At 63.3% G+C, this 22,118-nt stretch carries 25 protein-coding genes and 1 pseudogene; 11 read left to right on the top strand and 15 right to left on the bottom strand.

Annotation, left to right across the window (positions count from 1 at the left end):
• Position 1: 1 nt before the first annotated feature.
• From ACVIIW_RS19885 to ACVIIW_RS19870, 4 genes and pseudogenes are all read right to left on the bottom strand, one after another.
• Positions 2 to 919 (bottom strand): MBL fold metallo-hydrolase, encoded by a 918-nt coding sequence (locus tag ACVIIW_RS19885; protein WP_456702274.1) that lies wholly within the window; start codon positions 917 to 919, stop codon positions 2 to 4.
• Between the two features lie 168 nt (positions 920 to 1,087).
• Positions 1,088 to 2,302 carry an acyl-CoA dehydrogenase gene (locus tag ACVIIW_RS19880; RefSeq protein ID WP_092227544.1) on the bottom strand — a complete coding sequence of 405 codons (1,215 nt, stop codon included), beginning with the start codon at positions 2,300 to 2,302 and terminating at the stop codon, positions 1,088 to 1,090.
• Between the two features lie 133 nt (positions 2,303 to 2,435).
• On the bottom strand, positions 2,436 to 3,512 hold the full coding sequence (gene ribB / locus ACVIIW_RS19875) for a 3,4-dihydroxy-2-butanone-4-phosphate synthase (RefSeq protein WP_456702273.1): 1,077 nt from the start codon (positions 3,510 to 3,512) through the stop codon (positions 2,436 to 2,438).
• A 135-nt stretch (positions 3,513 to 3,647) separates the two neighbouring features.
• A pseudogene (locus tag ACVIIW_RS19870) lies at positions 3,648 to 3,852 on the bottom strand (cation:proton antiporter); the annotation flags it as partial.
• 91 nt (positions 3,853 to 3,943) lie between these two features.
• On the opposite strand from ACVIIW_RS19870, the gene ACVIIW_RS19865 reads away from it, so the two are divergent.
• The 4 genes from ACVIIW_RS19865 (at position 3,944) to ACVIIW_RS19850 (ending at position 6,747) form a co-directional block, all read left to right on the top strand.
• Entirely contained in the window at positions 3,944 to 4,447 is a 504-nt protein-coding gene (locus ACVIIW_RS19865; RefSeq protein WP_456705203.1) for a DUF3124 domain-containing protein, read from the top strand.
• A gap of 231 nt (positions 4,448 to 4,678) precedes the next feature.
• Positions 4,679 to 5,911, top strand: a complete 1,233-nt coding sequence (locus tag ACVIIW_RS19860; protein ID WP_456702272.1) for an aminotransferase-like domain-containing protein — start codon at positions 4,679 to 4,681, stop codon at positions 5,909 to 5,911.
• 60 nt (positions 5,912 to 5,971) lie between these two features.
• Positions 5,972 to 6,424, top strand: a complete 453-nt coding sequence (locus ACVIIW_RS19855; RefSeq protein WP_456702271.1) for a hypothetical protein — start codon at positions 5,972 to 5,974, stop codon at positions 6,422 to 6,424.
• Positions 6,425 to 6,528: 104 nt separating this feature from the next.
• Entirely contained in the window at positions 6,529 to 6,747 is a 219-nt protein-coding gene (locus tag ACVIIW_RS19850; protein WP_092227754.1) for a hypothetical protein, read from the top strand.
• Between the two features lie 201 nt (positions 6,748 to 6,948).
• Here ACVIIW_RS19850 and mauJ read toward each other — a convergent pair whose 3' ends face one another.
• The 6 genes from mauJ to ACVIIW_RS19820 all read right to left on the bottom strand — a co-directional run bounded on the left by mauJ (position 6,949) and on the right by ACVIIW_RS19820 (position 13,799).
• Entirely contained in the window at positions 6,949 to 8,343 is a 1,395-nt protein-coding gene (gene mauJ / locus ACVIIW_RS19845; protein WP_456702270.1) for a methylamine utilization protein MauJ, read from the bottom strand.
• Positions 8,344 to 8,665: 322 nt separating this feature from the next.
• Positions 8,666 to 9,484, bottom strand: a complete 819-nt coding sequence (locus ACVIIW_RS19840; protein ID WP_456702269.1) for an aldo/keto reductase — start codon at positions 9,482 to 9,484, stop codon at positions 8,666 to 8,668.
• A gap of 306 nt (positions 9,485 to 9,790) precedes the next feature.
• A complete protein-coding gene (locus ACVIIW_RS19835; protein ID WP_456702268.1) occupies positions 9,791 to 11,356 on the bottom strand; it encodes an alkaline phosphatase D family protein in 1,566 nt (521 codons plus the stop codon).
• 118 nt (positions 11,357 to 11,474) lie between these two features.
• A complete protein-coding gene (locus ACVIIW_RS19830; RefSeq protein ID WP_456702267.1) occupies positions 11,475 to 11,894 on the bottom strand; it encodes a hypothetical protein in 420 nt (139 codons plus the stop codon).
• A gap of 107 nt (positions 11,895 to 12,001) precedes the next feature.
• Complete coding sequence (locus ACVIIW_RS19825) at positions 12,002 to 13,003, bottom strand: NAD(P)H-dependent flavin oxidoreductase (protein WP_456702266.1); 1,002 nt, start codon at positions 13,001 to 13,003, stop codon at positions 12,002 to 12,004.
• A 58-nt stretch (positions 13,004 to 13,061) separates the two neighbouring features.
• Positions 13,062 to 13,799, bottom strand: coding sequence for an SDR family oxidoreductase (locus ACVIIW_RS19820; protein ID WP_456702265.1), 738 nt, complete (start codon positions 13,797 to 13,799; stop codon positions 13,062 to 13,064).
• 163 nt (positions 13,800 to 13,962) lie between these two features.
• On the opposite strand from ACVIIW_RS19820, the gene ACVIIW_RS19815 reads away from it, so the two are divergent.
• Positions 13,963 to 14,427, top strand: a complete 465-nt coding sequence (locus tag ACVIIW_RS19815; RefSeq protein WP_456702264.1) for a winged helix-turn-helix transcriptional regulator — start codon at positions 13,963 to 13,965, stop codon at positions 14,425 to 14,427.
• Between the two features lie 140 nt (positions 14,428 to 14,567).
• Here ACVIIW_RS19815 and ACVIIW_RS19810 read toward each other — a convergent pair whose 3' ends face one another.
• From ACVIIW_RS19810 to ACVIIW_RS19800, 3 genes are all read right to left on the bottom strand, one after another.
• Entirely contained in the window at positions 14,568 to 16,187 is a 1,620-nt protein-coding gene (locus tag ACVIIW_RS19810; RefSeq protein ID WP_456702263.1) for a DHA2 family efflux MFS transporter permease subunit, read from the bottom strand.
• On the bottom strand, positions 16,184 to 17,341 hold the full coding sequence (locus ACVIIW_RS19805) for an HlyD family secretion protein (RefSeq protein WP_456705202.1): 1,158 nt from the start codon (positions 17,339 to 17,341) through the stop codon (positions 16,184 to 16,186). Before ACVIIW_RS19805 ends, ACVIIW_RS19810 begins: the two co-directional genes overlap by 4 nt.
• A gap of 367 nt (positions 17,342 to 17,708) precedes the next feature.
• The gene (locus ACVIIW_RS19800) at positions 17,709 to 18,083 is read right to left on the bottom strand and encodes a PRC-barrel domain-containing protein (protein WP_456702262.1); all 375 of its coding nucleotides are present in this window, start codon (positions 18,081 to 18,083) and stop codon (positions 17,709 to 17,711) included.
• 152 nt (positions 18,084 to 18,235) lie between these two features.
• Here ACVIIW_RS19800 and ACVIIW_RS19795 point away from each other — a divergent pair, with 152 nt between their 5' ends.
• The 6 genes from ACVIIW_RS19795 (at position 18,236) to ACVIIW_RS19770 (ending at position 21,672) form a co-directional block, all read left to right on the top strand.
• Entirely contained in the window at positions 18,236 to 18,463 is a 228-nt protein-coding gene (locus ACVIIW_RS19795; RefSeq protein ID WP_456702261.1) for a hypothetical protein, read from the top strand.
• Between the two features lie 87 nt (positions 18,464 to 18,550).
• Entirely contained in the window at positions 18,551 to 19,102 is a 552-nt protein-coding gene (locus ACVIIW_RS19790) for a DUF4142 domain-containing protein (RefSeq protein WP_456702260.1), read from the top strand.
• A 215-nt stretch (positions 19,103 to 19,317) separates the two neighbouring features.
• The gene (locus ACVIIW_RS19785) at positions 19,318 to 20,208 is read left to right on the top strand and encodes an SDR family oxidoreductase (RefSeq protein WP_456705201.1); all 891 of its coding nucleotides are present in this window, start codon (positions 19,318 to 19,320) and stop codon (positions 20,206 to 20,208) included.
• An 80-nt stretch (positions 20,209 to 20,288) separates the two neighbouring features.
• Positions 20,289 to 20,864: a phosphatase PAP2 family protein gene (locus tag ACVIIW_RS19780; RefSeq protein ID WP_456702259.1), complete on the top strand. Its 576-nt coding sequence runs from the start codon at positions 20,289 to 20,291 to the stop codon at positions 20,862 to 20,864.
• The gene (locus ACVIIW_RS19775) at positions 20,861 to 21,208 is read left to right on the top strand and encodes a DUF3147 family protein (RefSeq protein WP_456702258.1); all 348 of its coding nucleotides are present in this window, start codon (positions 20,861 to 20,863) and stop codon (positions 21,206 to 21,208) included. The genes ACVIIW_RS19780 and ACVIIW_RS19775 overlap by 4 nt, the downstream gene beginning before the upstream one ends.
• Complete coding sequence (locus tag ACVIIW_RS19770; protein ID WP_456702257.1) at positions 21,208 to 21,672, top strand: DUF3147 family protein; 465 nt, start codon at positions 21,208 to 21,210, stop codon at positions 21,670 to 21,672. The genes ACVIIW_RS19775 and ACVIIW_RS19770 overlap by 1 nt, the downstream gene beginning before the upstream one ends.
• On the opposite strand, the gene ACVIIW_RS19765 is transcribed toward ACVIIW_RS19770, so the two are convergent.
• Complete coding sequence (locus tag ACVIIW_RS19765) at positions 21,666 to 21,860, bottom strand: hypothetical protein (protein ID WP_456702256.1); 195 nt, start codon at positions 21,858 to 21,860, stop codon at positions 21,666 to 21,668. The two genes, ACVIIW_RS19770 and ACVIIW_RS19765, sit on opposite strands and share 7 nt — an antisense overlap.
• Positions 21,844 to 22,002, bottom strand: coding sequence for a hypothetical protein (locus ACVIIW_RS19760; protein WP_456702255.1), 159 nt, complete (start codon positions 22,000 to 22,002; stop codon positions 21,844 to 21,846). Before ACVIIW_RS19760 ends, ACVIIW_RS19765 begins: the two co-directional genes overlap by 17 nt.
• Positions 22,003 to 22,118: the final 116 nt, after the last annotated feature.

Genomic DNA, 22,118 nt, shown 5'->3' with positions numbered 1-22,118 from the left:
CTCAAGCCATCCGGTACGTCCCGCCAATCACGGGATCGCCGTCAGTCGCGACAATTCCGCGCGCGACCAGGTCCTCCAGATGGGCCAACACGGAGTAGCCGGCGGCCGTCGTCAACCTCGGATCGATGCCGATATAGATCGCGCGGACCATGGTCGGGATGTCGGTCTCACCCTTGCCGAGGCGGTGCAGGATCGAGGCCTCGCGCGCCTTGCGGTGACGGATCAGAAAGCGCACGAAGCGCGGACCATCCGGGATTTCAGGGCCATGGCCGGAGAAATACAGATCCTCCCCGCGCGCAGCCAGCCGATCGAGCGAGTCCATGTAGTCGATCATCGAGCCGTCGGGCGGCGCCACGATCGAGGTCGACCAGCCCATCACGTGATCGCCGACAAAGTTGAATTTTCGCTCGGGCCAGGCGAAGGCGAGATGGTTTGCGGTGTGACCGGGCGTGGCCACGGCCTCGAGCCGCCAGCCGGCGCCTTCGACCACATCGCCATGGGCGAGCCTGACATCGGGCACGAAATCGCGATCAGACCCGGATTCCGGATTGTGCTTCTCGCTCTCGAAGCGCGGCCGCGAGGCGCGGTGCGGGCCTTCGGCATAAACGCGCGCGCCGGTCGCCCGCTTGATCCGCGCCGTGTTGGGCGAGTGGTCGCGGTGAGTGTGAGTGACGAAGATATGACTCACCGTTTCGCCGCTGACAGCATCGAGCAGCGCGGCCGCATGCGCCTCGTCATCTGGACCGGGATCGATGATCGCGACGTTGCCTTGGCCCACGATGTAGCTGACGGTGCCGGTGAAGGTGAACGGGCTCGGATTGCTGCAGAGCACCCGCCGCACTCCGGGGCGGACTTCCTCGACGACGCCGGCTTTCAGCGGAAAGTTGCGGTTGAACGGGACGTCGTCATTGTCGGACATGGCTTGCTCATACCTTGCTGGCGCCGTCATGCCTGGCCGTGTGCCGAGCATCCAGGTTCTTCGCGTGGTCCAAGACGTGGACGGCCGGGACGTCAGCGCGAAGACGCGCTCGCGCTTTTCCCGGCCATGACGCAGTTTGAAATCTCACTCCACGCTCAGGCGGCTTGCTCAGAAAAACGCCTGAATGCCCGTGATCGCGCGGCCCAGGATCAGGGCATGGACGTCGTGCGTGCCCTCGTAGGTGTTGACAGTCTCGAGATTATGGACGTGGCGCATCACGTGGTACTCGGCCGAGATGCCGTTGCCGCCGTGCATGTCGCGCGCGACGCGGGCGATGTCGAGCGCCTTGCCGCAATTGTTGCGCTTCATGATTGAGATCATCTCGGGGGCGAACTTGCCCTCGTCCATCAGGCGGCCGACCCGCAGCGAACCGAGAAGGCCGAGCGCGATCTCGGTCTCCATGTCGGCGAGCTTCTTCTGCACCAGCTGGGTCGCGGCAAGCGGCTTGCCGAACTGCTTGCGGTCGAGCGTGTACTGGCGGGCGCGGTGCATGCAATCCTCCGCCGCGCCGAGCGCGCCCCAGGAGATGCCGTAGCGGGCGCGGTTGAGGCAACCGAACGGACCCTTGAGGCCGGAGACGTTGGGCAGCAGCGCGCTTTCGGGAACCACGACGCCATCCATCACGACCTCGCCGGTGATGGAAGCGCGCAAGCTGAGCTTGCTTCCAATCTTCGGGGCGGAGAGGCCCTTCATGCCCTTTTCCAGCACGAAGCCGCGGATCTGGTTGTCGTGCTCGGCCGACTTGGCCCAGATCACGAAGACATCGGCGATCGGCGCGTTCGAGATCCACATCTTGCTGCCGGTCAGGCGGTAGCCATCCGAGACTTTCTCGGCGCGTGTCTTCATGCCGGCCGGATCGGAGCCGGCATCGGGCTCGGTCAGGCCGAAGCAGCCGACCCACTCGCCGCTGGCGAGCTTGGGCAGGTACTTCTTGCGCTGGCTGTCGTCGCCATAGGCGTAGATCGGGTACATCACCAGCGAAGACTGCACCGAGTTCATCGAGCGATATCCGGAATCGACCCGCTCGATCTCGCGCGCGACGAGGCCGTAAGCCACGTAGCTCGCATTGGCGCAGCCATATTCCTCAGGCAGCGTGATGCCGATGAGGCCGAGCTCGCCCATCTCGTTGAAGATCTCGCGGTCGGTCGTCTCTTCCAGATAGGCTTTGGTGACCCGCGGCAGCAGCTTGTCCTGGGCGTAGGCGCGCGCCGTGTCCCGCACCATGCGCTCGTCTTCGGTCAGCTGCTCGTCGAGCAGGAACGGATCGTCCCACTGGAAGGAGGCCGCAGCCGGCTTGTCCTTGGTCTGAGGGCGCACGCTCATGAAACGTCCTTTCGGGTCTGGTTCCGTCAAGAAATTGCCGGACAAATTAAAACGCCGCGGCAACAAGTGCAATTACATCCTGGTCTCGTCATTCCAGGGCGCGCAAAGCGCGAGCCCGGAATGACGCTGCATGTCAGCTTTCGAGCTGCTCGTTGGCGACGATCTCGATGCCGAAGCCCGAAAGGCCCTTGTAGTCGTGCACCGACGAGGTGAGATGGCGGATCGAGGTGACGCCGAGATCGCGCAGGATCTGCGCGCCGACGCCAACCTCGCGCCACTGGCGGTTGCGGTCGGCTTCGGTCTGCGTCTCGTCCGGCAGCGGCGACACGGGCACGCCGGCCGCGCCGTCGCGCAGATAGACCAGCACACCGCGACCGGATTTCTTGAAGTGCTCGAGCACCGCCGCCATGCGCTTGTGGCCGGTAAACGTGTCCTTGACGATATTCGGCTTGTGAAAGCGCGTCAGCACGTTCTTGCCGTCGCCGACGCCGTTATAGACGAAGGCAACATGGGCGATCGAATCGAACGGCGAGCGGTAGGCGTAGCCCTGGAGCGGCCCGATCGGGCTTTCGGTCGTGAACGTCGCGACCCGCTCGATCAGCTTTTCGCGCGCCTGCCGGTAGGCGATCATGTCGGCGATGGTCACGTGCTTCAGCTTGTGCCTGGCGGCGAACTGCGCGACCTGCTCGCCCTTCATCACGCTGCCGTCGTCGTTCATCAGCTCGCTGATGACGCCGACCGGCGGAAGCCCTGAGAGCTTGCAGAGATCGACCGCCGCCTCGGTATGGCCGGAGCGCAGCAGGACGCCGCCATCCTTGGCGATCAGCGGGAAGATGTGGCCGGGACGGGCGAAGTCGTTGGCGCCGGCATTGGGATTGGACAGAGCGCGGCAGCAGGAGGCGCGCTCTTCCGCCGAAATGCCGGTGCCGCCGTCAGGCTTGTAGTCGATCGAGACCGTGAATGCGGTGGTGTGGGCGGAATCGTTATGGGCGACCATCGGATCGAGCCGCAGCCGGCGCGCGTCCTCGGTGGTGATTGGCGCGCAGACGATGCCGGAGGTATGGCGGATGATGAAGGCCATCTTTTCCGCCGTGCAGAATGAGGCGGCAACGATCAGATCGCCCTCACCCTCGCGATCATCGTCGTCGGTCACCACGACGAGTTCGCCTCGGGCAAAGGCCTGCAAGACTTCCTGGACGGTATCGGGCATGTCCCAATCTCTATCGGTTATGGCCGGAGGCCTGACGGACGCCTTAGCTGGACTTGGGCCCAAGCGCTAGTGTCCTGGATGCAACCGCATATGCCCGCCGGCCGCCGTCGGACGGGCCTTTGGGCTTGCATCGAAGAGGCCGATCATGAACAGCATGAAGATCAGGCCGAACCCCGCGATGGCGCTGATGGAGAGCCGCGAGCACAGCCGGCACCGAATGGACCTGTGCAGAGGCCGGCGATAAGGTAGGGCGGGATCAGCGGTTGCCGGCAGAATGGGCGAGCAGGCCCAGCATCCGGGCAGACAGGATACAGAGAGTGTCGCGAATGAGCTCGTGCATGCCAGATTGGTCCGTTTTGCCGCACCCTGGAGACCGGGTGCAGCGCGGCAAACGAGCAATTCGTCACATTCATGCGGCTCTCGCCACCGCAATGCTGCTAGGCCCGCTCGCCTTCGCCGGGCAAGCCTCCGCGCAGCCCAAAGTGAACCTCGAACAGACTTTTGCCGATTCGCTTCAAGCCATGCCGAATGAGCCACTCGCCGTGACCGGCGGCTTCTACGTGCCGGCCTATTCCAGCGTCGCGATGAGCCAGGGCAAGCTGCGGGTCGATTTTTCGGTGACGCTGAGCGTCCACAATGCGTCCGAGACGCAAGCACTGGTGGTCAGGCGCATCGCCTATTTCGACACCGCGGGCAAGCAGGTCGAGAGCTATCTGAAGGCGCCGGTCGCCGTGAAGCCGCTCGCCACCATCTCGATCTTCATTCCGACCGATGACGTGCGCGGCGGGACCGGGGCCAATTTCATCGTCGACTGGGCCGCCACCGGCGAGATCGCCGAGCCGGCGGTCGAGGCCTTGATGGTTGGCGGCGTCGCCAATGCGCATTACGCTTTCATCAGCCAGGGACGCCCGACCAGGACGGTCGGCAAAAAGTAAAGCAGCTCGTGCGAGCGCTGTCGCGGCCCAGATCGAAACACGAAAACAACCCCATGCACAGTAGCCGGATCCAAAAATCAACGGCATAGCGGCCGCGCATGACATGAATGCTGATTTTACGAATTCCGTTTGACGCGTCGGGCAAAACACTGGCATGATGACATCATCGAGATCGCGGCGCCCGGCCCGGATCAGGCCGGCCGCCCAATAAAAACAACGAGGAGCGCTGCCATGACGTTCAGCTTCGATTTCGGGCCCCTGTTTCCCGCAGGGCTGCCGGCCCCCTCTGCACGCTGGACGGGCCTCGCCAAATACAGCTTCGTCGGCGGCAACAACGATTCCGAGCAGGTGCCGGTCGATGAGCTGATCGAGGCGGCCACGCTGGCCCTGCAACGCGAGGGCCGTTCGCTCGCCACCTACGGACTGGCGCATGGGCCCCAGGGCTACGTGCCGCTCCGCGAATTCCTGGTGACAAAACTGAAGCGCGACGCCGGAATCAGCTGCACGGTCGACGACCTCATGATCGTCTCCGGCTCGCTGCAGGCGCTCGACCTCGTCAACAACGCCCTGTTGGCGCGCGGCGACACCGTGATCGTCGAGCAGGAAACGTATCAGGGTTCGCTCGACCGGCTCGCACGGCTGGGCGTCAACGCCGTCGGCGTTCCCCTCGACGAGCACGGCATGCGCATGGACGTGCTGGCCGCGGCGCTGGCGGAGCTGAAGAACCGCGGCATCCGGCCGAAATACATCTACACCATTCCGACCGTGCAGAATCCGACCGGCACCATCATGCCGGAGACGCGCCGCGCCGAGTTGCTGCGACTGTCCGCCGCGTACGGCGTCCCCGTCTTCGAGGACGATTGCTATAGCGATCTGGTCTGGTCGGGACAACGGCCACCGGCGATTTACGCGATGAGCCAGCACGGCGGCGTGATCCATATCGGCTCGTTCTCGAAGTCGATCGCGCCGGCGCTGCGCGTCGGCTTCATCGTGGCACCCTGGGATGCGATGTCGCGAATGCTGGCGCTGAAGACGGATGCAGGCTCCGGGGCGCTGGAGCAGATGGTGCTCGGCACCTATTGCCTTCAGCATTTCGCGAGCCATGTGCCGACGCTGACGAAAGCGCTACGCGCCAAGCTCGATACGCTGATGGAAGCGCTCAACGAACAGTTCGGGACCGCGGCCGAATTCGAGGAGCCGAAGGGCGGCATCTTCCTCTGGCTGAAGCTGCCCGACCAGGTCGATACGCTCAAACTCCACAAGGCTGCGCTTGCCGCCGGTGTCGCGATCAATCCCGGACCGGAGTGGTCGACCAACAAGGCTTACGCCGGCTCACGCCTCCGGATGTGCTTTGGGAGCCCGTCGCATCAGCAGATCCGGGAGGGGGTCGCCGTACTCGCCGAGGTCTGCCGCAATGAGTTCGGCGTGCCGGCGCGCAGCGCCAATGTCGAGAAGCGCGCCTAGAGGTCGCGACCGCGTCGGGATATACACTTTGGAATTCTTCGAGGCGGGGCCTTTCAGGATATGACGCGTTGTTTGAGCCGCTGGGCCACGGCCGCGGTGCTCTGGATCGTGTTCGCGCCGCTCGCGCATGCCGAGACGCTCGCGGCGACGGTCGAGCAGTGGGGGTTGCTCGGCTCGTGGGCCGTCGACTGTGCTGTCAGACCAGACCGCGACAAGGGCGCGCTGCTGACTTACGAGGTCCGGAAGGACGGCCGGGTGATGTACGGGCGCAACTTCGGCGACGCCAAGGATGAGAACGAGGTGGTGTCCGCCACCGTCGACGCCGAAGGCCTGCTCAATGTGATGGTGTACTTCCCCTCGCTTCGGCAGACGCGCGAATTCGGGCTGATGCTTTCGAACGACGGCAGCCTGCGCGCGATCTACAATCGCAGCGAACGCGGCGAGTACACGATCAGGGACGGCAAATACGTCAAGACCGGCGCGCCGACGCCGCTGCAGCAGCGCTGCGATTAACCATTGTTTGATCCTGAACATCCATTCAGAATTCTCTTGCCGTTCCTCCGGAACGTTCATGCGAATGCGCCGTTTAAATTTGCATTCGATTGGAGGAGGACATCATGAAGAAGCTTGGTTATGTCGTTGCCGCTCTGGGTGCGCTCGCGGTTGCGGCGCCGACGCTGGCAAGTGCTGAGACTGTGATCGTCAAGCACGGCCATCACGGCCCGTACGGCGCCCGCGCCGAATTCCGCGAGCATCGTGACTACGGCTGGCATCGCGGCTGGCACCATCGCGACAATGTCGTGGTGATCAAGCGTCATCATCGCCACTGGGACTAATGCGCAACGCAAACTGGAAATGGCCCCTCGCGGGGCCATTTTCTGTGCGTGTCCCTCATTCTCCCCTTGTGGGAAAAAGTGACGTCGAGGATATCGACTCGATAGCCTGAAGCTGATCTTGGCGAGTTCAACGCGGCATCGCGGCTGCTGCGGCGTTCGAGGTGCGGGCAGCGTGAGAAAGGCCGGATCGCGCGCCGGAGTTCAAGGCGTCGCACCCAAGGGCGGCGTGACTCGAATGTCATAGGGCTGCGCCCAACGCGCCATTTCTTGTTCGAAGAGGGAATTTAAGTGGCGCCGCTTTCGTGCCAACCACCGCCAGCGAGCTATGAGCGCATCTGAACCGTGGGGATTCTGGATTATGTTGACGGGAAGGTAGGCATCCTTCCGAGACAGCAGTTCACCTGTATCTGCGTTGGTGATCTGAAGTTGGCCGTTGCCAAGCAAATCCGCTTGGAAACGCAACACTTCCGCAAACATCTCGGCCCCTTCAGCCGTGCCGTCGTCGCGATAGGCGATGTCATGGAATAAGCTAAAGTGCAGGCGCTCCTCGGCGAAGTCGAGCGTCACGCGGAATCTGATGAGATCATCGCCAAGAGCAAACACGAGGCAGGCCTTGTGCTTGCAGCTCGACGCCTCTCTGATGGTCAGATTTGAAAGCGGCGCGTATGGCTCGTGTTTCCGTATGCGAACGCCGATATTCGGGATATCCACCATAAGCTCATTCGGCGGATCATCGGCGCGAACCAAGTGGCCGACAATTTCTTCGCCTAAGACGCGCTTGAACCCTTCAAGCTCATAGAGATGCTTGTCGTAGACTGTAAATGCGGTCTCAACACCAAGCTTCTCTTCAATTGCCCGTTCGGCGAGTTCAAGCATGAGCGGACGTTCAGTCCATAACCGCCGTGCATCGATAGGATCGTCGGGGTCAATAATTGGCTCCTCGGCAGCATGCGCTATGGCGCAGCGACCCGACTCGTACAAGTGTGCTCCGATGTCGGCGATTCCTTGTTGTCGGAGACCGTCGATCGCATCTTTTGGATAATGCCCTAAGCCGTGCGTGATCTGATCATTGATCCATTCGATTTGCCGTTTCTTGCCTTGACCTAGCGCGACTTCAAGAACGCGGTAGAAAGACAGGAAGGAATATCCGGGATGATTCAGCCCGCGACCCTCGCGCATCAATGCAAGGGCGAGCAGTGCCTTGTCATCGGTCGGCTCAGGAAGATATTGCAGGTCGAAGTCTTGGCAGATCGATATGCCAAGGCTGGACTCGTGCCTCATCTGCCTTGGCAGTCCGCCGCCACCGAATCCGCTGACCAGTATTCCGGTGCGATTGACCCAAGCGAGCGCGCTCAGGAACCTCATCAACAGTCGTTCGCAATCCTCGCGGCTATCAGAGGGTGGACACCTAGCCGCGACTGCCGGAACTAGATCGTGTGCAATCGGAAGAATCCAAATCTCTCGCCCGCGATAGATCACCTTTTGGGATTTGACCGGCCACGAACCGGTGGTCTCAATATTCCCGACGATCCAATTGCCCGGAACGGCTAGTTCGCCGACGATCACCTCGCTCGCATTCTGTATTTTGGGCAGCATCGCATCCGATCCGATTCGCGTGCGAAGCTGATTGTATCACCTATGCGTTTCTTCTTTTGGCGCGTGGGAGAGTTGGGGCTGTCCCTTTGCGGATAGCAATAGTCGCAATCACCGTAACCGTCGTGGGTTTTTCTCAGGGACTTTGTCCCACCAAGTACCTGACATCGCTTGCAATCTGCTTTCCCCTTATGGGAGAAGGTGGCGCGAAGCGCCGGATGAGGGGTTCTTGCCACTCGAAACGCGGTCCGTACATAGAGTCCCCCTTCACCCGGCTTTGCTTCGCAAAGCCGCCCTCTGCCACAACGGGAGAGGGTAAAGAGCCCTAATCCCAGGCCGGCGCGAAGCCGGGATTGACGCACCGCTTGTCCTTCGGCAGCGCTGCGATCTTCTCGCGATCCGCATCGTCCAGCTTGATCTTCAGCGCATCCAGATTGGCCTTCTGGCTCTCGCGGCGTGACGCCTTCGGGATCGCGGCGACGCCATCCTGGTCGAGCAGCCATTTCAGCGCGACCTGCGCGGCGCTCGCATTGTGCTTCGCGCCGATTTCGGCAAGCACCGGATCGGTCGCAAAACGTCCCTGCGCGAGCGGGCAATAGGCGACGAGCGGGATCGACGTCGCCTTGAGATAGGCCAGCACCTTCGATTGATCCAGCATCGCGTGATATTCGACCTGATTGCAGGCGATCGGCGCCCTGACGTCCTCGACCGCGATCTTGAGCAGCGCCGTGGTGAAATTGGCGACGCCGATCGCGCGCGTCCGCCCCTCTTCCTTCAGCTTCATCAGCGCCTCGAATACCGCGCCCCAGTTCGCCGATCTCGACGGCCAATGCACGAGATAGAGGTCGACGTGATCGAGCCTTAGCTTGGTCAGGCTGGCATCGAAGGCGCGGCGGATCGCGTCCGGCGTGAGATTCTCGTGCCAGACCTTGGTCGTGACATGCAGTTCGCCGCGCGGCACGGAGGCCGTCGCGAGCGCGGCACCGATCGCATCCTCGTTGGCATACATTTCGGCGGTGTCGATGTGGCGATAGCCGATCGACAGCGCGCTCTCGACCGCTTCGCGGCAGGCATCGCCCTGCATGCGGAAGGTGCCGAGGCCGAGCTTGGGCATGCTGATGCCCCGTGTTTTCAGATGGTCCATTGAACAGGCTCCTGAGGAATTCCAGCCGCCGGATGCACGCGGCGATGCCGCGTGAGCAGACTCTTCGATGATGGAAAAGAGGTGGCGGGAACGGGCATCATAGCGCGACAGGCACGTGACGGCCAATCAAGATAGGGTTAGGAGCCTCCCTGCCGCTTGCGGGGCTGGCCATCGCATATCAACGCATCGTGCGCGGGCTCCGCCTCTCACGCTTGCGGGACAGGGAGCCCGCTGCCGATGCTGCATCCTGCACACCATGTGCGATTGCCCCGCGCTCGCGGGAGAGGTTGGACAACCAGCGGCCCCTCACGAATGCTGCGCCACCACGGCCGGACGGGCCTGCGGCTGCGGCACGAGGTCGACCGACCAGAGGTCGCGGTTGCCGACGTCCTTCAAGGTCACGGTCATCACGCCGCTCCCACCGTCGATGTCCACACGGCCGAAGAATTGCAGGCCGAAGCAGGGCGCGAGGTTCTCGCCCTGGCTTTCGCTGGCGCCGTTCCGATACATCGCGACCGGGCCAAACGTGTCGTCGAGTTCGCCCGGCCCCCAGGTGCCGGCATGCAGCGGACCGGAGACGAACTCCCAGAAGGGCTCGAAATCGCTGAATTGCGCTCTGTTTGGATCATAGTAGTGGGCAGCCGTGTAGTGCATGTCGGCGGTGAGCCAGACGATGTTGCGGACCCCGGCGCGCTTGATGGATGCGAGCAGATCGGCGATCTCGTGCTCGCGCCGGTCAGGCGGGCCGTCGCCGAGGGCCACGGCATCGAGACTGATCAGGCCAATCGGCAAATCGGCCGCAATCACCTTCCAGGTCGCGCGCGAGGCGGCGAGCTCGCGCTTCAGCCAGGCGAGCTGCTCGGCACCCAGAATCCAGCCACGATGATCATGGCCCTTGTTCCAGGTTTCGTCGCGATAGCTGCGCATGTCGATCATGAAGACGTCGAGCAGCGGGCCGTAGGGAATCTCGCGATACACGCGCCCCGGCCGCGCGCCGACATTGCGGATCGGCATGAAATCGAAGAAGGCGCGACGGGCGCGGGCGACCAGGCGCGGCGTGCCGTCGTCCTCATAGCCGGCGTCGTCGTAGCTGCCGGTCGGCGACCAATCGTTGGTGACCTCGTGATCGTCCCATTGCGCGAACATCGGCACCTCCGCATGGAACGCGCGGAAGTTCTCGTCGAGGTGGTTGTATTTGTAGTTGCCACGGAATTGCGCCAGCGTATGCGCGACTTCCGATTTTTCCTCGGTCACGACATTGCGCCAGATCTCACCGTTCGGCAGCTTCTGCTCGCACGGGATCGTGCAATCGGCATAGATGTGATCGCCGGAGTGGATGAAGAAATCCGGACGGTTCTCAAGCATGGTGCGATAGCTGCGATAGCCGCCGCGCGAGCTATCGATGCCCCAGCCTTGTCCTGCGACGTCGCCCGACCATACGAACGAGATTGATTGTCCTGCAAGCGGCGCGGTGCGGAAATGGCCGACGCGGCTTTCGCCGGCGAGACCGGTCGCGAGGTCGTCGAACCGCACGCGGTAGAAGATGTCCTGCCCGGCGGGCAAATCGTCGAGCCGCAGCTTTGCGGTGAAATCGGCATCCGGCAGAGCGTCGCGCGACGCTGACGCAATGATCGTCCTGAAGCTCTCGACGGTCGAGCACTCCACCCTCATCCGGGCGGGCCGGTCGGAACGGGCCCAGATCACGGCAGCCCCGTCCGAGACGTCGCCGGATTGAATCCCGCCCGTGACCTGCGGGCGGTCAGCGGCGCGACTGATGGAAGGTTTTGCGAGCGAGGCGGTGGCGAGTGAGGACGCGGAGCGAACCAAGAACTGCCGCCGAGTCCATGCGCCCGGGGCGCGGAGCGTTGCCATTCAGGAGACCTTCGTCGATTCGCGACGGAAGGTGCCTGCGCCGTTTGACGGCTAGCTTACGTTTCCTTGACTCCGCGCCGACGGTTTTGCGACGCGGAGGTGACGGTCTCGGACCGGCTCAGTGCTTCCAGTTGCAGATGCCGCCGGAACGGCACGGCCAGGTCTGGATGCGCGTGTCCATCGCCTGCGCGTCCAGCGGATTGCCGTGGCGGTGCGCGAGCCTGGTGCGCGCTGCACCGCGCGGCTGAGTGCCCTTGGTGCGAGCGATCTTCGGCTCCGACACGTGCACGCGTTCGGCCGCAACCTTCTTCGGCACGTCGACGGGCTGGGCATGGGCCTGTGCTTCGTTGCCGCCCTTCGCCTCCAGCGCGACCGGCGCGAACTGCGTCTCGGGCCCGAGCCGCTTCGGCGACAGGACCGCCTTGGAGAGATCGAGACCAAAATATTCGTCAGGCTTGTAGTCGTCCGCGCGCGCGAAACCGCCCACCGCAAGCACGAGCGCAAGGGCAACCGCAACGGGAACGCTTTTCAGGACCACAGACGCCTCCTGAAATTGATCGTCAAGGAGTAATTTGCTCCTATTTAGGAGGCGCCGCGCGTAATTCCAGCGGTCAACTGCCGCCTTGGTTAAGAAGTTTGGCGGTGTCACGCGACCTTTCGCGTCGTACCTGTCCCATCCAGGAACCCTATCAGACGGTTGCGGATGATTTGTTCCGCTTCATCCATGATTCGATCCACGAGTTCCTTGCAGGAGGGGATATCGTGGATGAGTCCCGCGACCATGCCGCAGCTCCAGGCGCCGGCATCCATCTGCCCATCCAGCATGATCTTGGGATAGACGCCCGCGACCTGGTCGTGGATGTCGTCGATCGTGAGCTTGTCACCCCGGGCATGCTCGATCTCGAGCAGGCGATCGACATTGGCGTTCTTCAATACGCGCTCGGTATTGCGCAGCGCCCGCATGATCAGGCGGGTGTCGAGCTCGGTCGCCGCCACCAGCGCGTTCTTCACGTTCTGATGAACCGGCGCTTCCCTGGTCGCGATGAAACGCGTGCCCATGTTCATGCCTGATGCACCCAGCGACAGCGCCGCGACGAGGCTGCGCCCATCGGCCATGCCGCCGGACGCCACGAACGGGATCTTCAACTCCTCCGCCGCGCGCGGCAGCAGGATCATGTTGGGGATGTCGTCCTCACCGGGGTGGCCGCCGCACTCGAACCCGTCGACGCTGACGGCATCGCAGCCGATGCGCTCGGCCTTCAGCGAGTGGCGAACCGAGGTGCATTTGTGGATGACCTTGATGCCGGCAGCCTTCAGGGCAGGCATGTATGCTTCCGGGCTGCGCCCCGCGGTCTCCACCGCCTTGATGCCGCCCTCGACGATGGCTGCGATGTATTCCGGATAAGGCGGCGCCGCAAAGGTCGGCAGGAAGGTGAGGTTCACACCGAACGGCTTGTCGGTCATGTCACGGCAGCGGGCGATCTCCCTGGCGAGGAGCTCCGGCGTCTTCTGCGTGAGCCCGGTGATGATGCCGAGGCCGCCGGCATTGGAGACGGCGGCGGCCAGCTCGGCAAAGCCGACGAAATGCATGCCGCCCTGGATGATGGGATGCTCGATGCCGAACAGTTCGGTGATCGCGGTCTTCACTTACAGATCCTCCAAGAATTTTGCTCGAGATCAGTCTAGCCGGACTTTGGCGCCGTGTTCACCATTTCTCGCCGAACGGGCGGATCTCCATCTCGAAGGTCCAGGCGCTCTTCGGCTGCTGATAGAGCTGCCAATAGGAATCGGCGACCGCGGAGGGCGGCATCAGCAGATCGGGATTGTCGAGCGCGTTGGGCCCGAGCGACTCGAGCCGACGCTGCCGCACCCATTCGGTGTCGACACCGGAATCGATGATGAGATGGGCGACATGGATGTTCTTCGGCCCAAGCTCGCGTGCCATCGCCTGCGCCACCGCGCGCAGTCCGAATTTGGCGCTGGCAAACGCGGCAAAGCCGCTGCCGCCGCGCAAGGATGCCGTCGCACCGGTGAAGAAGATCTTGCCGCCGCCGCGGGGCAGCATCAGCCGTGCCGCCTCGCGACCCGCGAGAAAGCCGGAATAGCAGGCCATCTCCCAGACCTTGCGAAACACGCGCTCGGTGGTGTCGAGGATCGGGAAATTGACGTTGGCGCCGACATTGAAGATGCAGACCTCCAGCGGCGCATGCTTGTCGGCGTCGTCGAGGAAGGAGATGATCTCCTCCTCCTTTCGCGCATCCAGCGAGCGCGCGTGGATCTCGCCGCCGGCCGCTTCGATGTCGCTCACCAGCGCCGCGAGCTTGTCGCCGTTGCGGCGGCCGGCGTAGATCGAAAAGCCTTCGGCTGCGAATTTCTTCGCGATCTCGGAGCCGATGAAATCGCCGGCCCCGATCACGGCCACGGTCGCATTTCGCTTGGGCAAGGTCGCCTCCTCCGGTGAAAGTCTGTGATTGGAGCGAAGGCTATAGTTCTAAAATAGAACTGTCAAATTCAGGCCCCGTATGGTAAGCTTGTTTTAGAATATCGCTGATCATTCAAGTCAGTTCCTTTTTCAGACTTAGGCGATCGAGGCCGGAGACCGGATCATGAAGTGGGACATGCTGGAGGAAGAGCCCTGCTCGCTCTCGCGCACCGTGGCGGTGGTCGGGGACCGCTGGACGCTCCTGATCCTGCGCGAATGCTTCCTGCGCGTGCGCCGCTTCGAGGCGTTCCAGTCCTCGCTCCAGATCACCCGGCATCTTCTCTCGGAGCGACTGAAGAAGCTGGTGCGCTTCGGCATCCTGCGGCGCGTGCCCTATTCCGAGGCGCCGAAACGCTACGAATACATCCTCACGCAGAAGGGCCTCGACTTCTACCCTGTCATCATGGCGATGGTGCATTGGGGCGACACCCATATGGGCGACGAGCGCGGCCGCCCGCTGCTGCACCAGCACAAGACCTGCGGCAAGCTGTTCGACCCTGTCATGGTGTGCTCCGAATGCGGCGAACCGCTGCATGCGAAACAGGTGCATGTGCATGCGGGGCCCGGGCAGAAGGAAGCGGTGGGGTGAGTTCCGTCTCGCACCATCGTCCTTGCGAGGCGCTCGCGACAAATTGCGGAGCAATCTTGCGCTGAAGGGACGAAGCGATCCAGAATCTTTTCGCGGAGCGACTCCGGATCGCTTCGCTGCGCTCGAATGACGGAAGGAGCTCAATGCCCCCGCGACGGTGCGCCGAGATCGATCGGACGCAGCACGGCGGCCGTCGGGATCATCAGCACCGCGATGATGGCGAGCGTCCAGAACACGTCGATATAAGCGAGGAAGTCGACCTGCTGCTGCAAGGTTTTGCCGACCCAGGCCACCGCTTGCGAAGCAGCATCACTCGCATTCGAGCCCTGAGCCTGGAAGTACCGGGTCATCGCATCGATGGTCTGCTGGTAGCCGAGATCGGACGGCGCGGCGTGCTCGATCAGCCGGCTCTGATGGAATTGCTGGCGCTGCGCCAATACCGTCTGCGCCAGCGCGACACCCATGGAGCCGCCGATGTTGCGGGCGACGTTGATCAGCGCCGAGGCCTGGTTGGTCTTGTCCGGCGGCACACCGTCATAGGACGCCGTCGTCACCGGCAGGAACAGGAAGGGCAGACCCATCGCGAGGAAGATGCGCGACAGCGCCGCATAGCCGTAGGTGATGTCGCCATTGATTCCGGTCAGATGCCACATCGACAGTGCAACGATGGCGGCCCCGAACATGATCAGATATTTCGGCTGAACCGTGCCGACAAGGCGGCCCACCACCGGCATCAATATCAACGTCGCGATCCCGCCGGGCGACAAGGCGAGTCCGGCCAGCGTGGCCGTGTAGTTCAACTCGGTCTGGAGCAACTGCGGCAGAATCTGGGTTGTCGAGATCAGCACCGCGCCAGTGGCGAGCATGACCAGGAAGCAGGCGGCGAACTGGCGGCGGCCGAGCAGACGGAGGTCCACGATCGGATCCTCACGCGTCAGCTCCCAAGGAATCAGCGCGAGCAGCGACACAGCCGACAGCACCGCGAAGACGATGATCATGTTCGAGCCGAACCAGTCGTTGCGCTGGCCTTCGTCGAGAACGAATTCGAGCGAGCCGAGCCCGATCGCGACCAGCGCGAAGCCGACATAGTCGACGCGCAGGCCCCTGCTCAGCAGTTCCTGCCGCTCCTCTTCCGCGCCGGACGGCTCCTTGACCAGCGCGCCGACCAGGAACAGCGAGAGCAGCCCCATCGGCACGTTGATCAGGAACACCCAGTGCCAGCTGTAGGTGTCCGTGATCCAGCCGCCGAGCGTCGGGCCGATCACCGGCGCGACGACCACGGCGACGCCGTAGATCGCAAAGGCCTGTCCACGCTTCTGCGGCGGAAAGGAGTCGGCGAGGATCGCCTGCTCGCTGGTGGCCATGCCCCCGCCGCCAAGGCCCTGGAGAATCCGGAACAGCACCAGCGCCTCCAGATTCCAGGCGAAGCCGCACAGCAGCGACGCCACCGAAAACGTCGCCACGCACATCATGTAGAAGCGCTTGCGGCCGATCACGGTCGACAGCCAGCCCGAGATCGACAGCACGATGGCGTTGGCGACGAGATAGCTGGTGATGACGTAGGTGCTCTCGTCGATGCCGACGGCAAGACCGCCGGCGATGTGGCGCAGCGCGACGTTGGCGATGGTGGTGTCGAGCACCTCCATGAAGGTCGCGATCGAGACCACGAAGGCAATGAGATAGGGATTGTGCCCGCCGGCCGCCGAGCGTTCCGGCGACCAACCTCCGGCGGATGCGCCGTCCTGCGTCGCGTCCGTCATCGCACCCTGGTCCAGGGCACGACCGACATGCCGGGACCAACAGGCAGATCGGCTGGCCAATTGTCGACCACGATCTTCACCGGCACGCGCTGCACCACCTTGACGTAATTGCCGGTGGCGTTCTCGGCCGGCAGCAGGCTGAACGCGGTGCCGGAGCCGGGCTGCACGGAATCGACATGGCCGGTCAGCTTGCGTGCGGGATAGGCATCGATGCGGATCTCGACCGGCTGGCCGGGCCGCATGTCGGCAAGCTGGGTTTCCTTGTAGTTGGCGACGATCCAGACCTCGTCAGGCACGAACATCATCAGGCTCTGTCCTGCCGTGACGAAGGTGCCCTTGGCGCCGGAGAGCTTGACCACGCGGCCGGACTGCGCGGCGACGACGCTGGTGTATTGCAGGTTCAGCCTGGCCTGATCGAGCTGCGCCTGCGACTGCTCGAGCTGCGCCTTGGCGCCTTCGAGCTGGGCTTGCAGCGTCTTGATGCCGACCTGCGCCGCTATCACCGCCGTATTGGCGCGTTCGGTGTTGGCCTGCTGGGCCTGCAGATCGGAGCGGGTCTGCTGCTGGCGCTGCACGGTGCCCGCGCCCTTCTCGACCAGATCCTGGGCGCGCGCGGATTCCTCCTGCGAGAATTGGAGCTGGGCCCGGGCCTGTTCGAGCTGGGCCTGCGCCTGCTTGATCTGCTCCTGTTGGGAATCGATTTGCGCCTCGACATTGGCAATGTTGGCCTTGGAAACCTCGACCTGCGCCGCGGCCTGATCGACGGCGATGCGGTAATCGCGCTCGTCGATCTTGGCGAGAAGATCGCCGGCGCCGACGTGCTGGTTGTCCGTGACCGGAATGTCGGTCACGTAGCCGCCGACCTTCGAGGCCACGGAAAAGCTGCGCGCGGCGACGAAAGCATCGTCGGTCGATTCATAATGGCGGACATCCAGCCAATAGAGCAGACCGCCGACCAAGGCTGCGATCAGCACGATGGCGCCGACGGTTGCGAGCAACCAGTGCTCGGCAAGCCGGTCGCGCAGCGACGGCGTCTTGTCCGCCTTGCCCGATTGCTCCCTGGTCGGCTGCTTTGATTCCGGCGAGTTCTTCGGAGCTTCGACCTTCTGCGGTTGCTCCGCGGACGGCCCATGCTCCCGGGTTTGAGCATCCACTGCGAGCACCTCGATCGGGACTTTTTCGGCAAACGGCCTGGCCATGCGCCCACGCCGGGAGGCCTAACCGCAGCATTGAAGCATGGTTCCGCGGCTCGGGAGCCACGCCGCTATTCGTGATTGCATTGCGCAAAAAAGAAGCGCGTCACCGCGGTGCCCGCGCTTCACCAGCTCCGCGCACTCATCAGTGCGTGTTCGAGTCCTGCCATTTCTCGAGGTCGGGCTTTACCTTGTCCGATCCCTGTTCTTTCTCCGGAGTGCCCTTCCAGGGTGTGTCCGTCTGCCTGTGCGAACCCCAGTCGGTCCGATCCCGGGGATCGTCAGTGGGCCGTTCCTTGCTCATCGATGTTCCTTTCTGCAGAAACGTTCAGACGACGGGAACGCCGTAATAGGCATTGATCCCGCGCAGCGCAGCATCGTCGCCCCAGTTCCAATCGCTGCTCTCAGCATATTTCGGGGCGCCTTCGAGCGACTTGGCGGTGATGCCGGTGACATAGCCGCCGAGCTCGGTGTCGTATTTCAGCGATTGCCACGGCAGGGGATAATGGTCGTTGCCGAGGCCCAAAAATCCGCCGAAGCCGAGCACAGCGTAGGATACCCTGCCGTTGACCTTGTCGATCATCACACGTTCGATTGAACCGATCTTGTTGCGATCGGCGCCGTAGACCGACGTTCCCTCGACCTTGTCGCTGCCGATCAATCGGCCCATCTCGCTGCGGTCCAGCTCACCTTGATTCAACATTTCGATTCTCCACTCAGACAATGTGTGAATCAACGGGCTCGAACGGGCGATCGTTCCTGATGGCATCTGCGACCACGCAGGAACATCGCCGGGAACGCGCTGTTCTTGGTTTCAGCAAAGACGCCCGCAATGTCCCGGGAACGAGGTGAACCATGAGCGATTTTCGTGACACCCAGCATGGCGTGAATGACCCCGTCGGCGGCCTCGACGTGAAGCGGCAGATCAACGACAACCGCACCTCGCATGAGCAGGCGCAGCACCACGCGGATGTGCGCGCCGAAGCGACGGCGACCCCCGCCGAACCGTTCCTGCCGGAACGGCTGCGCCGGAAGGCCACCGATCCCATCAACCGACGTACCGGCAGGAATCCGAGGGATTAGCTGATAGGAACCTCCGCCTCAAGGCGGTGTTGGTCGGCGCAACATCGCGCGGCCCTGACGGCCGCGCTCAATCTGGAGGGTCCGCCCGTGAAACGATCCATCATCGTCGCCGCCTGCGTGCTGCTCGCAACCCCTGCCCTCGCCCAGTCGCTCGGTGAGAAGACCGGCGTCAACTCCGCGCTGGGAGTCGCGCCGGCCACCGCTGACTTCGTCAAGGAAGTCGCCATCAGCGACATGTTCGAGATCGAATCGAGCAAGCTCGCCGAGCAGAAGGGCAACGCGCAGGAGAAAACCTTCGCGCAACAGATGGTCACTGACCACACCAAGACCAGCAGCGAGCTCAAGGCGCTCGTCAATGATGGCAAGGTGCAAGCCACGTTGCCGACGGCGCTCGACAGCTCGCACCAGAGCAAGCTCGACAAGCTCAAGAGCGCCTCGGGCAAGGATTTCAGCTCGGACTACAATTCCTACCAGGTCAGCGCACACGAGGACGCGATCTCGCTGTTCGATCGCTACGCCAAGGGCGGTGACAATTCCGCGCTGAAGGACTGGGCCGGCAAGACCCTGCCGACGCTCAAGCACCATCTCGATATGGCCAGGGAACTCGGCAAGGCGCCGAGCGTCGGTCAGTCCAAGTAATCTTTTTTGAAGGGCCCCTCGAGGACGCCGGCTCGGCCGGCGTCCTTGCTTTCCCAGCAACGTTGCGGCTCCCGGCGCATTGAGATCGCGACATCGCGGAGAGCAGCATGGCCCAGCAAGACAAGACCTCACTATCCCGCCGGCACATCGTTCAGGCCGCGAGCGCCACGCTCGCTGCGGCCTCGCTGGCGTCTTCGACAGCGAAAGGAAACACGATGGCCGAGCAGGACCTGATCGATCCCGTCACCCGCTATCCGAAGCCGCCGTTCAAGAAGCAGTCGCAGCCGTGGCCCGGTCTCGCCGGCAAGATGGAGCCGCCGCCCGACCACGGCGAGACCAGCTACAAGGGCTCTGGCCGCCTTTCTGGCCGCAAGGCGCTGATCACCGGCGGCGATTCCGGCATGGGCCGGGCTGCGGCGATCGCCTATGCGCGCGAAGGCGCCGACGTCGCCATCAACTACCTGCCGGCCGAGGAGCCGGACGCCCAGGAGGTGATCGCGCTGATCAAGAAGGAGGGACGCACCGGGCTTGCGATTCCCGGCGACCTCAAGGACGAAGCTTTCTGCAAGACGTTGGTCGAGCGGGCCGTGCAGGGCCTCGGCGGGCTCGATATCATCGTCAACAACGCGGCGCGGCAGCAGACGCGCGCTTCGATCCTCGACGTCTCGTCGGAAGATTTCGACGCGACCATGAAAACCAACATCTATGCGCCATTCTGGATCATCAAGGCGGCGCTGCCGCATCTCAAGCCCGGATCATGCATCGTCGGCACGACATCCGAGCAAGCCTATGATCCCTCACCTGATCTCTACGACTATGCGCAGACCAAGGCCGCGACCATGAATTACGTGAAGTCGCTGGCCAAGCAGCTCGCATCCAAGGGCATTCGCGTCAATGGCGTAGCCCCGGGACCGATCTGGACGCCGCTGCAGGTGTCGGGCGGCGCCACGATGGAGAAGCTGGAAAAATTCGGCGGCATGACGCCGCTCGGCCGCCCCGGTCAGCCTGCCGAACTCGCTTCGATTTACGTGCAGCTCGCGGCCGCCGATGCGAGCTATGCGACGGGACAGGTGTATGGCGCAGCCGGTGGATCCGGGCAGCCATAAGGGAACCGGTGGGCCAGAAGATCCGTTGTCACACGAGCGTAACGCAACTGTCATGATGATAGCTCGTTCACATTGGATCAATGGCCCTCTTCACCGTAACACCGACACGCGTGGATAATGCGATCGCCACGGAGATCGCGAACCACACAAACGCGAAGCTGGAGCATGCAGCCGAGACGCTGACCTGGGGAGCCGATGAGCATGTCTTGATGGGGCTTGCCCTGGCTGGATGGGTCTATGCCCAGCTGCGCGAGCCGAGGCAGCGTCCGACCGCAAATCACATCGTGCTGGTGTCGCTGGTCACCGCCGCGCTGCCGCATGTGCTGAAGTCGGTGTTCGATCAGACGCGACCGGATCGGCTGACGGCTCTGGGCCATTGCCACGGGGTTCCCTTGTCGGGGCGATCGCGAGATGCATTTCCGTCCGGCCACGCCGTCCACATGGGCGCCCTCGCCTCCGCCGCTGGCCTGCTTCCGACAGCGCCGCGGCGGATCGTTCGCGTTCTCGCCGTGGGGCTTTCGCTGACGCGCGTCGTCCTGCTTGCGCATTGGGCGAGCGATGTGCTGGCCGGCTTCAGCTTGGGCATCGCCATCGAGAGAATTCTACGTCCGCTCACGCTCGGCCGATCACGCATGGCGTCCCGGGCTCGGCGATGACCGAGTATCTCCTCCGCTTCATCGCCGGCGGCATGATCGTGTCAGCCTTCGCAATTCTCGGCGACATCTTGCGGCCCAAGAGCTTTGCCGGCCTCCTCGCCGCGGCGCCATCGGTTGCGCTGGCCACGCTGAGCATCGCCGTCGTCCAACACGGCCCCCGATATGCTGCGGCAGAAAGCTGGACCATGATCTATGGGGCAATGGCCCTCGGCTGCTACAGCCTCGCCGTCTGCCATCTCCTGATGAGATTTCATCTCGCGGCGCTGCCTGCGACCCTCGTCGCGTCAGTCGTGTGGCTTGCGGTCGCCTTCGGTCTGCTCGCGGGGCTCGGGGGCAACGCCTGATGCCGGTCAAACTATCATCGTCGGCCCTGAAGCAAACGCGGTGGTACGAGTACGGCATTCGCTTCCTGCTGGGCGGATTGGCGACGGTTTTCGCGGGCGCCGTGACTGCACGCTTTGGCCTCGCCGTCGGAGGGCTCTTTCTCGCGCTCCCTGCGATCTTCTGCGCCAGCGCGACGCTGATCGAAAGCCATGAGCGCCAGGCCAAGGAGAAGGCGGGTCTCTCGGGGCGAAGGCGCGGGCAGCAGGCCGCAGCTCTCGATGCTGCGGGGGCCGGCTTGGGGAGCATTGGTCTTGTGGCGTTCGCCGCTACCTTCTACGCTCTTGTCGCGGCCAGCGTGATCGGGGCATTCGTGGCCGCCATCCTGGCCTGGGCGGTCGTCTCGGTCTCCGCATGGTTGTTGAGGCGAAAGCTCCGCATCACTTCACGCGGCATCCAGGCGGAACGCTCAGAGCGCGCTCAGTGAGGCGTGACAGGCTCGTCCCGCGGCACCAGAAAATCGTACATCGCCGCAGCAATCTGAAGCTGCTCGATGCGCGCGGCAACGGCATCGCGCTCACTGCCCTCCGACAGGCGCGACAACTCCTGCTCGAGCCGCAGTCTCTGTGCGTCGAGTTGCTGTTCGAAGGTGTGGGGCTCAGACCGCTTTCGCATCTTCCTTCCTCGGTGGCTGCAGGCCAGGGCTATTGGCCCAGCGCTCGACCTGATCGATGACCTTCTGGTGACTGGGACGGACCGGCTTTGATCCTTCCGGCTCATCGGCAAGCTTGCGGGGTAACCTGACTTCGTCTGTCATGGCCTATCTCCCTTTCCTAGAGAATGCGCCACGGCACAACTGGTTTCAATAATAACCCATTGATTTACTTTAGATTGTTACTCAGCTGGCGAACTTTCGGAGTTTTGCGGAACTCG

The organism is Bradyrhizobium sp. USDA 4449 (assembly GCF_054056275.1).
The sequence above is the reverse complement of the archived record's forward strand: the minus strand, read 5'-3'. Positions and strand labels throughout refer to the sequence as shown.

Coding starts and splice junctions, on each gene's coding strand:
- ACVIIW_RS19865 (WP_456705203.1), top strand. CDS start 3,944: ATGCTGCTAGGCCCGCTCGCCTTCGCCGGGCAAGCCTCCGCGCAGCCC.
- ACVIIW_RS19780 (WP_456702259.1), top strand. CDS start 20,289: ATGGCCCTCTTCACCGTAACACCGACACGCGTGGATAATGCGATCGCC.
- ACVIIW_RS19815 (WP_456702264.1), top strand. CDS start 13,963: ATGAAGTGGGACATGCTGGAGGAAGAGCCCTGCTCGCTCTCGCGCACC.
- ACVIIW_RS19880 (WP_092227544.1), bottom strand. CDS start 2,302: ATGAGCGTGCGCCCTCAGACCAAGGACAAGCCGGCTGCGGCCTCCTTC.
- mauJ (WP_456702270.1), bottom strand. CDS start 8,343: ATGCTGCCCAAAATACAGAATGCGAGCGAGGTGATCGTCGGCGAACTA.
- ACVIIW_RS19840 (WP_456702269.1), bottom strand. CDS start 9,484: ATGGACCATCTGAAAACACGGGGCATCAGCATGCCCAAGCTCGGCCTC.
- ribB (WP_456702273.1), bottom strand. CDS start 3,512: ATGCCCGATACCGTCCAGGAAGTCTTGCAGGCCTTTGCCCGAGGCGAA.
- ACVIIW_RS19810 (WP_456702263.1), bottom strand. CDS start 16,187: ATGACGGACGCGACGCAGGACGGCGCATCCGCCGGAGGTTGGTCGCCG.
- ACVIIW_RS19765 (WP_456702256.1), bottom strand. CDS start 21,860: ATGCGAAAGCGGTCTGAGCCCCACACCTTCGAACAGCAACTCGACGCA.
- ACVIIW_RS19835 (WP_456702268.1), bottom strand. CDS start 11,356: ATGGCAACGCTCCGCGCCCCGGGCGCATGGACTCGGCGGCAGTTCTTG.
- ACVIIW_RS19785 (WP_456705201.1), top strand. CDS start 19,318: ATGGCCGAGCAGGACCTGATCGATCCCGTCACCCGCTATCCGAAGCCG.
- ACVIIW_RS19800 (WP_456702262.1), bottom strand. CDS start 18,083: ATGTTGAATCAAGGTGAGCTGGACCGCAGCGAGATGGGCCGATTGATC.
- ACVIIW_RS19775 (WP_456702258.1), top strand. CDS start 20,861: ATGACCGAGTATCTCCTCCGCTTCATCGCCGGCGGCATGATCGTGTCA.
- ACVIIW_RS19855 (WP_456702271.1), top strand. CDS start 5,972: ATGACGCGTTGTTTGAGCCGCTGGGCCACGGCCGCGGTGCTCTGGATC.
- ACVIIW_RS19850 (WP_092227754.1), top strand. CDS start 6,529: ATGAAGAAGCTTGGTTATGTCGTTGCCGCTCTGGGTGCGCTCGCGGTT.
- ACVIIW_RS19795 (WP_456702261.1), top strand. CDS start 18,236: ATGAGCGATTTTCGTGACACCCAGCATGGCGTGAATGACCCCGTCGGC.
- ACVIIW_RS19860 (WP_456702272.1), top strand. CDS start 4,679: ATGACGTTCAGCTTCGATTTCGGGCCCCTGTTTCCCGCAGGGCTGCCG.
- ACVIIW_RS19770 (WP_456702257.1), top strand. CDS start 21,208: ATGCCGGTCAAACTATCATCGTCGGCCCTGAAGCAAACGCGGTGGTAC.
- ACVIIW_RS19885 (WP_456702274.1), bottom strand. CDS start 919: ATGTCCGACAATGACGACGTCCCGTTCAACCGCAACTTTCCGCTGAAA.
- ACVIIW_RS19760 (WP_456702255.1), bottom strand. CDS start 22,002: ATGACAGACGAAGTCAGGTTACCCCGCAAGCTTGCCGATGAGCCGGAA.